Origin of the sequence: Streptomyces sp. NPDC088747 (genome assembly GCF_044751025.1) — a bacterium.
Classification (GTDB): Bacteria; Actinomycetota; Actinomycetes; order Streptomycetales; family Streptomycetaceae; genus Streptomyces.
The window spans coordinates 422010-431517 of the sequence record NZ_JBIVKZ010000007.1 but is presented as its reverse complement, the minus strand read 5'-3'; the positions used below and the strand labels follow the sequence as shown (position 1 = coordinate 431517).

General features: G+C 65.9%; 7 protein-coding genes and 1 pseudogene. 3 read left to right on the top strand and 5 right to left on the bottom strand.

The window, feature by feature from the left end:
* Nucleotides 1-422 (bottom strand): annotated as a pseudogene (locus tag ACIP79_RS19895) (hypothetical protein); the annotation flags it as partial.
* Nucleotides 423-1360: 938 nt separating this feature from the next.
* On the opposite strand from ACIP79_RS19895, the gene ACIP79_RS19890 reads away from it, so the two are divergent.
* Nucleotides 1361-1657, top strand: coding sequence for a hypothetical protein (locus ACIP79_RS19890; RefSeq protein WP_401224967.1), 297 nt, complete (start codon nt 1361-1363; stop codon nt 1655-1657).
* A gap of 796 nt (nt 1658-2453) precedes the next feature.
* Here ACIP79_RS19890 and ACIP79_RS19885 read toward each other — a convergent pair.
* Nucleotides 2454-3059 (bottom strand): dihydrofolate reductase family protein, encoded by a 606-nt coding sequence (locus ACIP79_RS19885; RefSeq protein ID WP_401224964.1) that lies wholly within the window; start codon nt 3057-3059, stop codon nt 2454-2456.
* A 311-nt stretch (nt 3060-3370) separates the two neighbouring features.
* On the opposite strand from ACIP79_RS19885, the gene ACIP79_RS19880 reads away from it, so the two are divergent.
* Nucleotides 3371-3901: a hypothetical protein gene (locus tag ACIP79_RS19880; RefSeq protein ID WP_401224962.1), complete on the top strand. Its 531-nt coding sequence runs from the start codon at nt 3371-3373 to the stop codon at nt 3899-3901.
* 1129 nt (nt 3902-5030) lie between these two features.
* Nucleotides 5031-5831 carry a hypothetical protein gene (locus ACIP79_RS19875; protein ID WP_401224960.1) on the top strand — a complete coding sequence of 267 codons (801 nt, stop codon included), beginning with the start codon at nt 5031-5033 and terminating at the stop codon, nt 5829-5831.
* Between the two features lie 22 nt (nt 5832-5853).
* Here the strand turns inward: ACIP79_RS19875 and ACIP79_RS19870 are convergent, their stop codons facing one another.
* From ACIP79_RS19870 to ACIP79_RS19860, 3 genes are all read right to left on the bottom strand, one after another.
* Nucleotides 5854-6567, bottom strand: coding sequence for a S1 RNA-binding domain-containing protein (locus ACIP79_RS19870; RefSeq protein ID WP_401225014.1), 714 nt, complete (start codon nt 6565-6567; stop codon nt 5854-5856).
* Between the two features lie 1150 nt (nt 6568-7717).
* A complete protein-coding gene (locus ACIP79_RS19865) occupies nt 7718-8782 on the bottom strand; it encodes a class I SAM-dependent methyltransferase (RefSeq protein WP_401224957.1) in 1065 nt (354 codons plus the stop codon).
* A gap of 366 nt (nt 8783-9148) precedes the next feature.
* Entirely contained in the window at nt 9149-9424 is a 276-nt protein-coding gene (locus ACIP79_RS19860) for a hypothetical protein (RefSeq protein WP_401224954.1), read from the bottom strand.
* Nucleotides 9425-9508: the final 84 nt, after the last annotated feature.

Below are 9508 nucleotides of genomic sequence, written 5' to 3'. Positions count from 1 at the left end.
ACGCGGTAGGTCTTTCCGTCCCGGGTGATGCTCGCCAGCGCGTCCTGGGAACCGCCCCCGGAGAAAGTGACGTCAGCCGCGGAGGCTTTCGGTACAACCGCACCGGACGACGTGGTCTCCAACGTGGTGTCGATCGGGATCCACCCGGACGCCTTCTTCACACGCACCGGCACCGGATCAAACCCGACGGTAAACGTGCCGTCCGGCTGAGCAGTGACGAGTTGAGTCGGAGTCGTCTCCGCACTTACCTCAACAGGCGAACCGGATTCTGCGGCCTTTTGCGACGCGGCGGCCTCGGGCGACAGATCAGCCGTATCGAGTGTCGCCGTCTGGGATCCCGAGGCTGTCGCGGAGGCCGCCTGCGCATTCGCCGCTCCTATCAAAGGCACGAGAAGTGCCGACACGACGAGCCAGGTTCCCACCGGCACTCGTCTGCCGTTTGCCCGTACGCCGACAGCGCGACGCTCCCCACCCCACCGCATAGCCCCCACCTTGCTTTTACAGGTCGTTCACAGCCGAGTGATCAAAGCCCGACGGGGCGCCACGCGTCAATCACATCTCGCTGGCGCCAATTCCAGCAAATCCATCTAAACGCCACGCCAGACAGGTAAAAGAAGGGACTGCGATGATCGATGTAGGGGACATGAAAGTTCAAAGAAGTCTCAAAGAAATCACTTGCAAACCCTCGTAAACCAAAAAGATCGACAAGGCAAAGCAAACTAATGTCCGCTTCCCGATCGCACGGATAGGCCAGGGGAATTTTTCTTCTCCAAGGTCATGAACAAGGCACTCCACTCCCTCGGACCCACTTCGCCGCCGCCACCAGCGCCCCGCGGGAGGACATCGTCGCCAGGTCCCCCACGCCCTGTCCGCCCAGGGGGAACACCACCGAGATCTACTCGCCACGGCACTCACTGATCCGGTCCCCGGCATCCGCTCCCTCGCGGCCATCCTGATGACGACGCGCCCTCCGCAAGGACGGCAGCTACCCGCCCAGCGACGAGAGGCCCTCAGTCAGCACCTGGCGCGCGAGACGGACGACTCGGTACGTGACCCCATTGAGAGAGCGCTCAACCTGCGCATGACGAGGGCGAGGTGAACGTGCCCGGCGTCACCGTCCTCAGTGTCGACATGCTCGCCTCTCGGACTGGGCTGAGGGCGTGACGTGGGCGTGATCGCTTCCTGCTGACGTCGTTGACGAAAGGGCCCGGAAGAGCATGACCGGGACGAGGGGCGCCTCGACCGCGGCAGGCTGAGGGAGACTAGGCCCTGATATCGGACCGGATGCGGGCAGTGAGGACTGAGGCCCATGGGTGAAGGGGCATCGGGCGCTGTGGCGTCTTCGCGCTGGGCTCCGGCTGTGGAGCAGCTGCCGGGTGGGCTTGCGGAGCTTGTCGGTCCTGTGAAGGGTACGGTCACGCTTCCGTTGCATCTGGCGTGGTCGGGGCTGCGTACATTCGATCTGGGTGATGAGAAGCTGCTGCTGGGGATGTACCGGATCGTTCTGCTCAACGGCCGGTACGAGGACTTCACCAGTTATCTCGACGGTGGGCTGCTGGTGAGCCACTGGCCTGTCCTGCGCAAAATGCTGGGCCGCGGGGTGCGTGCCGCGTGGGAGGACCGTTTCGCCGTGTTGCGGCAGGCGTCCGCCGCGTGACCTTGCACGGCCTGCCCGACCACCATCGCCGGCTGCTTTCCGACACTCTCGCCGCCGCCCCGGCCACGGAAGCCACCTGCGAGGTGGACCTCCTCAAGGAAGTCCTGTGGCGCCCTCCCATCATGCTGGATGTCGGGCCGGTCCTTGACCTCGACGACCTCATCAGCACAAAGGTGCGCGCGCTCGGCGACCGCGGCCTCGCCCGCGACGCCATCGACGTCCACGCCGCCCGCCACCTCTACACCATCCCCAAGCTGGAGAACCTCGCTGCCCGACGCCCGGAGGAGTTCGACCTCCGTGAACTCCACAACCGGCTGGAGAGCCTGGAGTGGGTCAGCGACGCCGAATTCGAGGCATACGGCATGGACGCCCTCCGCATCGCAGAACTGCGCCACTGGGCCCAGCAGTGGCTGGACGACCTCGCCCAACGGCTCGCAGAACCCTTCATCGAACCCCCGACCCCTAGCCCCTCGCCGCAGGCAGGACGCACCTCAGACCGGAAGACAAGGTGTTGCAGTCACCACTCAGCGCTCACGGCCAAAAGCACTGGTCGCTGTGATGAGCGCTTCAGTTGGCCCCATCGGCCATTCAGAGCGCTCAGCTCGCGAGGCTCTGCCCAGGGGAGCGTCCAGCGGCGCGTCTGTATCCGGACGGTGGATCTTTGCGGAGAGCGCGGTCTGGGAGGGCGTACATGGGCTGGCCTGCAACGGCTCGGGGCCAGGTGGGCCGGGCGCCCTGACGTTGGCCGCCCGCTGGCGTGGGCCTGGCGGCCGTCCAGAGCGGCGGACGGGCGTCGTCACGCAGGGACGCCGAGCGGCGGGTGCTCAAGCACACGGGGCTTGTACTCGACCAGCTGGATACGGCCGTCGAAGGTGTGGTGCTCGATCATGTCGAGGGCAACGTCCGGATAGCCGTCGTAGATGCGTTCCTCGCCCGTGGCCCCGGTGATCACCGGGAACATCACGACCCGGAACCGGTCGACGAGTCCGGCTCGCAGCAGGGACCGGCACAGGCTGAGGCTGCCGATCGTGCTGAGGAGCCCCGATCCACTCGACTTCATGGCGCGGACCGTCTCGATGGCGTCGTCGCCAACAAGCGTGGAGTTGGCCCACGTCAGTGGCTCCTTGAGAGAGGAGGAGAACACCACCTTGGAAGCTTGCGTGAGCTCGTCGACGGACGCCTCCTCTTCGGGCCTGAACTCGTCTTGGCCACTGGGGGCCTCGCCCGCGGCGAAGCCCGACATCAGGCGGTAGGTGTTCGCTCCCATCAGGTAGGTGGCCTCGGGCTGCTCGCCGAGCCATGAGAGGTACTCCGGGCCCTCAAGGCCCCAGAACCCGGGCCACCCCTCTCCCGATGCGTAGCCGTCGAGGGAGGTGATGAAGTCGACGAGAAGCTCCGACATGGCGGGGTCCCTTTCCTGAGGTGTCACGAGCTTGGACCGGCCGGGAGCCACAAACTCATCGGCCGCGCAGTGGAGCAACGAGAAAACGGCCCGGCCAACCATCACGCTCAGCCGGGCCAGGTACGACGCTCAGGGGCCAGCTGAGACGCTCAGTCACAGTCGCTGTGACTGAGCGTCTCAGCTGGCCCCTGAGTGCTTCAGAGGGTCACCGTGACGCACAGTCCGTGCGTCGGCGCCTTAGAGATCAAACTCCGTGCCAGCCCTGATCGCCCTGTAGACACTTCGTCCTCGGGGCCGGGATGCTAGACAGCATGGTCAACGTGCTGCTGCCCCTGGTCACGCTTGTCCTTGGCTTCATCGCAAGCTTCTTGCTTGAGCTAGCGCGTAATCGCTGGACGGCGAAGAACGTGCAGGACGTTCGTAGAGCAGACCGTCAGCAAGTCGCACACGAGGAACGAGTGGCCTATGAGCGTGATGGGCTTCGCGCCGTGCACACTGCCATTCACGACCTTCTGAGCAAGGTGAACGCGATCGCCATCCCACTGAAGAAGGCCGAAGCCGCGGGCCTGGACTGGAGTGAGAGTGATCACGGGCAGGAGCTCCGGGCAGCGGCCATGCACGCGAACGCGAGGTGCAGTCATGAGTCCGCTCTGCTGCTGCATCCCCCGGCGATCGAGGCGGTTGAACGTCTGACAGCTGCCGCATTCCCGATGTACTGGACTCGCGCGTCTGGAAGCGATGACGATCAACGCAACGAGTTCTTTGAGGCCAACGAGGCCGCTACAAGGGCCATCGCTGCACGTCTTCGCGAGCTCTATAACCTCATACCGAGCGGCGATTGACGTAGCGGCTCTTGAAACTATCCTGCGGCCAACAGTGACGCTCAAGATGGCCAATTGAGGCGCTCAGTCACAGCCGGGTGTGACTGAGCATTTTAGTTGGCCAGTTGAGCGTCGGCGGGGCAGGGTGCCGGCCGTGCACGGTTGTTGATGTGGGTTCCGTGTTTCCTCGGTGTACGGCTCGCGCAGTGTGCTGTCGTCATGGGTGACGTACAGAGCGTCGACGTATTGGAAGCTCCGGTGTGGTCGCATTCCTGCCTGCTGGAGGAACTCGTGCTGTCGTACGCGCTGCCCGGTCGTGCCACTGAGTGTCTGGACCTGGGACCGGGATGGCCACGTACATGGACGGTGACGTGGAAAGCTGGTACGTCCGAGGTCGTCGTCCCGGTGAAGGATCTGTCGGCCGGGCCAGGCGACGGCACCACGCCGCAGACGGACTACGGCGGCCCCTGGAAGATCGAGTGGCGGCTACCCGTCGTCTTCGCCTGCCCGCACCACCAACGTTTCCTCGAACACCTCTGCCCGGCCTGCCGGCGATGCATCGCCGACCACGGAGTCGGACAACTCATTCCCCGCCCGACCATCGCCGGACTGCACCCGACCCAATGCCGAGCACCCCTCGACCACGGCGCCCGCCGCACACAACGAGCCGCACAACTCTGCGGCGGCCGCCTGGACCACCCGCAGCTCACACTGGGCGGGCCCTTGCCCAAGCAACTCGCCGACCTACAGGCGAAGATCGTGAGCATGCTCAGCCCGGCCACCCCGGCGGCGACCGCCGGGCAGTACTTCACCGACCTCCAGATGACCAGCGGCCTCGTCATGATCACCTGGCCGAAGGCCCGCCCCACCGCCTCTGGCGTCGACACGCACCGCGCCGACCAAGTGCTGGCCGAACGCCAGGACCCCTCACTCTCGATGCACGTCAGCACACCGTCCCAGGACGCCCGTGCATGCGCCAGCATCCTCCTGGCCGCCGACACCATCCTGCCAGCCGACGACCTGCGAGCCGCGCTGGCTCCGCTCGCACCGGTCGAAAACCGCACCCGCAGCGGCATCGACCCCAAGCGTCACCGCAGTTGGGACGCGGCCTTCCAGCGAAACCAATACGACTGCTCCGAACGATTCCAGAATGCTGCCGAGTATCTGGTCTCCACCCACCGAAAGCGTCGCGGCACCCGGAGCACCGGCGGAGGCCGCCTTTCCCCAGCGCGGCCTCGACTACGGCCCCCAGCACGTTCCGGCGTTCCTCCCGCTGAAGTGGGCCGAGCGTCACCTCGGCGCGTTCACCGCCGGAATCAGCATGCCGGTCCTGCGGCGCACATCCGCCGTCTTCCTCGTCCGCCGAGCCCTCGTGGGAGCGTCGTCGACGCTGCCGAGTTCCTCGGACTCCGCATCGCCGGACAGGGCCTGGGGACCCCCATCACACGGTGGGCCCGCAGCCAACGAACCCCCCGATGCCTACGACCGCGCCCTCGACGCGATCACCGAAGACCTCACCTCTGCGCCGATGATCGACTACCGGCACCGCCGCGAACGCCTCGCCGACTGGGCGATGCCGCCAGACGCATGGCGCAAGATCACCGACCGGATCGAGCGACAACCCAGCCCCCGCTACATCTCCGAGAACCGCGCGCGCCTCGCCGTCACGGCCTACATCTGGACCCAAGTCACCAACGTCGAGATCCAATTCGCCCCACAACCGTCTGAATCACGCAGCAACCCCGAACTCAACATGGCATGGAATCAGGACCGGTTCAGCATCGGGCAGTGGCTCCGGCAGAACGAAGTGCCTCTCTACCAGCAGATGAGGCCGCTGAGCCTGGACACGTTAGTTGGAACCAGCGAGGCTCGGCGAGCTGGTCGTTCAGGACGGTGGGACACGCTTGTTGGCACCAAGTGGTCATCCTTCTTGCAACCAACCGCGAGTTGACAGTCTTCTTGGAACCAGTTCGCTAGGTTCTGCTCGCTCCACCGGCGGCGCTCAGCCGCACCCGGTGACGCTGGAGGTCGACCTCGGTGACCTCCACCGTGATCAGCTCGCCCTCGTCGACGAGGTTGGCAGGGGTCTCGACCGGCTCGTCGGCCAGCTCTGAGAGGTGAAGGAACCCCACAACGTCGGGAGCAAGCTGCACGAATACACCAAAAGGAACGATCTTGGTGATCGTCCCGGTGAGGATCCGGCCGACCTGATCCGCAAACCGAATGAGTGGATCATCCTGCAGAGCCTTCAGCGAGAGGGTGACTTGTCCGGTTCGAGTCTCGGCAATGATCACCTCAGCGGTGATCCGCTGGCCTATTTCGACTGCCTCGGAAGGGTGGCTGATCCAGCCCCATGTCAGGTCCGGCACCCGGATGAAGCCGGTGCAGAGGCCGTCCGGTTCGCCATCGACGTGAACGAAGACCCCGAAGTTGTGAACCTCGGAGACCGTCCCGGCGACGACCTGCCCTCGTTCAAACGCGAGGAGGAAGGACCGCAAGGCCGGGATCTCGCATGCCCTGGCGGAGAGGTGAAGCTGACCTTCGCGCCAACGCCCGATCTCTTCGGCGTTGATCTCCTGGCCAATCTCAAACAGCTCGGATGGATGGTCCATCCGACGCATCGACGCCTCCTGCCGAGGAATCCGAGCGATCTCGGCTTTCTCACCTTCGGCATCTACAAGCTGCACCAAGACGTCCGCTCCGTCGAACCCGGTGACCCTCACGGTTCTCACGGCCCCCGGACGGGGCTGGTCGATCAAGGACTGCACGCGAGGGTCAGGGGCTGGATCGGACACGGGGGTGAGCCTAGTCGGCGCCGGCCGCACTGGTTCCAACTCTCGTGACAAGATTCCAACTAACGTGTCACGGCTCAGCCGCGGCATCGACACGGAGAGCTCAAACGGCCAACTCACACGCTCACTGGCCACCTGAAGCGCTCAGTGACAGTCGTACTGGTACCGCTTGCGTGAGGCTTCCGCTCAGAAGTCCAGGTCCAGGTAGTCGGTGTCGTTGATTTCCAGATCGGAGAGCCCTCGGGCCCGGGCCCGCTGTCCTGGACAAGAGCGCCTGCACGAACTCGTCCGGCTCGGTCTCCGGCACTGCGGGCGGCGCGGGAGCTGGAGACGCCCCCGTCTCCGGCCTGGCGGTAGCGGTTGTCCGAGTTGCCCGGGCTCCACCGGACTCCTGTACCGGTCGGCTCTACGTTCCGGCGCAGGAGCCGCTTCGCGCGGGTGGGAGAAGCGGCTGGCTACAGCTGCCGGTCGTGTTGTCGCCGCTTCGCCCTATGCGCTCGATTGGAGATCAGCAGGCCCCCGAAGACGACGGCCATGACGGCCGGGTAGACGGCGTGGCCCACGGAGCCTCCGGTGACATGCCATATGGTCAGGCCGACGCACAGGCACAGCATCGGCCAGCACAGCCAAGGGACCCAGCGGGCTCCCGGCTTGGTCCAGGCCGGCGGCTCATGCGTTCGTGATGATCGGGTCACGGGTACACCTCCCAGCCGTACCGTTGCCCGCATTCACCTTGGCCAAGCCGGGAGTTGGGGGCGAACCGCTGTTGGAGAGGGGCCGGAAGGTGCGGGGTGCCGACGGCTCGGGCACGGCAGCGGGAAAGGCAGCCTCCGGCATTCTGCGCGAGGGCCTCTTCCTTCGTCCGCAGATGCAGCCGCTCCTGCTCCTGGCGTTGGCCTTGCACGCCGTCCGAACCGGCTTGCCCGGCTGACCCAGCACTCCCCCGCCCCAACCCCCCTTGTCGGGCAGGGAAGGGCGCCTTACCCGCACTGAACGCGGGTGGGGCGTCCTTCCCCGCACCACAACAGTGGCCGGATTCCGGGGGCTAGTTGCGGGTCAGGAGTACGCGGTAGGCGTTGGAGTAGCCGTGCTTTCGGCCGTACGGGGCGAAGAGCTTGTCGCCGAGGAACGCGAGGACCATCAGGGGTACCGAGATGAGCATGCTGGCCTTGCGCGCGATTTTGCGCAGCGGACTGGGCGGTTTGGGGTGCCAGGGCACGTCGTTGCCGCCGACGGTCCAGTTGGCCCACAGCGCGAGGGCGGCGACCGTGTCCATGCCGCCGTGGGGCTCGGACCGCTGCTCGTCCACGACGGTGAAGCCGACGTCCTCGGCTGCTTTCTTGAGGTTGGCGATGGGCATCAGGTTCAGGTGCTGGGGCTGGAGCCAGGGCATCCAGTAGCGGCCGAGGATGCGGCCCCATTTGCACTCGGGGTCGGGCAGTTCGATGACGAGGTGTCCGCCGGGTGGCAGTACGGCGGCTGCGGCGGCCAGTTCAGCTTTCGGGTCGAGGGTGTGTTCCAGGTAGTGGAACATGCTGAGGACGTCGTAGTTCCCGGTCAGTTGTGCGGTCATTTCCGGGAAGTTTCCCCGGAATCCGCGTGTGATCCAGCCGTGTTTCTGGGCCAGTTCGACGCCGGCGCTCATGTCGAGGCCGTGGAACTCGGTGTCGGGCAGGATCTCGGCGGCTGCCTTGCAGAAGTGGCCGTGCCCGGTGCCGACGTCCAGCCAGCGCTTGGGCTGGTGATGGCGGGTGAGCAGCGAGGCCCGGTCCTTGAGTCCGGAGGTGTTGCCCTCGAACATGGCGGCCATCTGCTGCTCGCCGAGGCCGTCGTAGCAGTCGCGGTAGTAGAACTCCAGTCCGGCCAGGCTCAGTCGAGGGTTCTGGAAGATGTGCCGGCAGTCGAGACATTGGGCCAGTTCGAACTGGCCCGGCTTGTGCTGCAGCAGGTCCACGGTGCGTAGCCGGGTCGACAGGCGGGCGCTGCCGCACCAGGGGCAGTCGGGGCGAGGGGGTTCGTAGAAGCGGTCCAGTCCGGCGGCGATGTCGGCGAGGTACTGGGGGCGCCTCGCGGCGACAGGGTCCGTCTTCGGCAGGGGGGAGGCCGTCATGCGCGGCAGCGTAGCGGCGGTCAACGTTCGCTGTCTGCGCGCTGGTGTTAGTAAGTGGGGGCGGTCCGGGCCTGGTTGTGGTTGTTCTCGCGGTGGTCGCTGCGTTCCAGGTGGGCTCGGTCCGTTGCGCTTCGCGGTCCTGAGGCCGCTTGACGGGTGGCTGGCTATGGAGCGGGGCGGGGGTGGTCCGAGAAGGAGAGGCCGGCTCCTCCCGCCGGTGTGATGCGGCAGGCGATTTTGGTAACGTCCGCCGGCTCAGGTCCCTCAGGTGAACGCTGTTTCTTCGACGGCCCCGTAAGAGCTCTCCTTGGTGCCGTGCAGGCGCTGATGCTGTGGCATGTCACGGCGACCATAGGTTTTTGGGGGTCACGCTTCTTGCGGGTGGCCGCCGTCTCCTTCGACCACCAGGCGGTCGGCTCCGGGCTCTTCATCCTGTTCGGCGATGGTGACGTCGATCCGGCCGTCACCGGTGGTGTCGAACTGGTAGAGATCGGCCTTCCCGTCACCGGTGGTGTCGATCATCCACACGTCGGGCTTGCCGTCGCCATTGGCGTCCGCACTGAGGACGACGTGATGCTCATCGCCCTGAGTGTCGATCACTTCTTCACCGGCGTCCGCTGCGGTGTCCGCTGTGGTGTCCATGACGGCCGGATGCCCCCGGATGAGGGGGCGAAACGAGCACGGTCGCGGGATGGGTGAGGGGTTCCGTGCTTCGGGGCCGGCCGC

Coding starts and splice junctions, on each gene's coding strand:
- ACIP79_RS19885 (WP_401224964.1), bottom strand. CDS start 3,059: ATGTCGGAGCTTCTCGTCGACTTCATCACCTCCCTCGACGGCTACGCA.
- ACIP79_RS19880 (WP_401224962.1), top strand. CDS start 3,371: ATGGTCAACGTGCTGCTGCCCCTGGTCACGCTTGTCCTTGGCTTCATC.
- ACIP79_RS19875 (WP_401224960.1), top strand. CDS start 5,031: ATGCTGCCGAGTATCTGGTCTCCACCCACCGAAAGCGTCGCGGCACCC.
- ACIP79_RS19865 (WP_401224957.1), bottom strand. CDS start 8,782: ATGACGGCCTCCCCCCTGCCGAAGACGGACCCTGTCGCCGCGAGGCGC.
- ACIP79_RS19860 (WP_401224954.1), bottom strand. CDS start 9,424: ATGGACACCACAGCGGACACCGCAGCGGACGCCGGTGAAGAAGTGATC.